This is a genomic window from Aestuarium sp. (assembly GCF_023253315.1).
GTDB lineage: Bacteria > Pseudomonadota > Alphaproteobacteria > Rhodobacterales > Rhodobacteraceae > Marivivens > Marivivens donghaensis.
The window spans coordinates 1-872 of sequence record NZ_JALRGW010000120.1 but is presented as its reverse complement, the minus strand read 5'-3'; the positions used below and the strand labels follow the sequence as shown (position 1 = coordinate 872).

Annotated in this window: 2 protein-coding genes; both read left to right on the top strand. The window is 62.8% G+C overall.

Features of this window, described 5'->3' with window-relative positions; translation table 11 throughout:
- On the top strand, positions 1-463 hold a 463-nt coding region (locus tag AC1QQ2_RS14535), incomplete at its 5' end, for a hypothetical protein (protein ID WP_479713681.1).
- Between the two features lie 6 nt (positions 464-469).
- On the top strand, positions 470-808 hold the full coding sequence (locus AC1QQ2_RS14530) for a hypothetical protein (protein ID WP_479713680.1): 339 nt from the start codon (positions 470-472) through the stop codon (positions 806-808).
- The last annotated feature ends 64 nt before the right edge of the window (positions 809-872 follow it).

Below are 872 nucleotides of genomic sequence, written 5' to 3'. Positions count from 1 at the left end.
CCCGGCCTACCCTGGCGAGTTGACCAAAACCCGTCCCGTAGCGCCGAATCTCGATCTGCCGATTGCCATCATCACGAACGCGGCCAACAACGGCGCGATCTTCGTGCGGATGAAGACCGGCGAGACGATAGACGAACTGCACGATGTGCAGGCGCCGAGCCCGAGCAGCGGCGACGTGCTTATCTACGACGCGGTGCAAGCGCGGTGGGAGTCCAACGGCCTGACAGCAGGGTCGAATATCGACATCACCCCAGCGGCAGGCGGCATCACGATTGCAACCACTGCGGCGATCACGGCAGACCTGACGAACAACACCGGCAACCTGATCGACAGCAGCGTGGGCCTTACCAACGGCGCTGGCGCAAACACCGCCACGCTGACAAACTCGCCTGTCACCGGCAACCCCACGAAGTGGATTCCCATTGACGACAATGGCACCACCCGCTACATCCCAGCTTGGTAACCCATCATGAGCGTCATCGTCAAAGTCCTCGTCCCGCCCCTGCAAATGCAGGCGACGCAGACCACGCAGTATTCGCCAGGCCCGGGCATCCGCGCGATCATCGACAAGGCCACCGTCACCAACACCGACACGGCTGCGCGCACCTTCAGCGCCAATCTGGTGACCAGCGGCGGCTCGGCCGGCAACGCCAATCTGGTGATCGACGACCGCGCTGTGCAGCCTGGGGAAACCTACACCTGCCCGGAACTGGTGGGCCAAGTGCTGAACTCCGGTGATTTCATCAGCACCATTGCCAGTGCGGCCACGGCTTTGACGCTGCGGGTATCTGGCCGGGAGATCACCTGATGTGCAACAATTGCGGCGCTGAGTTCCCGGCGTCCAGCGGCCACATAGGAGGCTGAAGTGGACT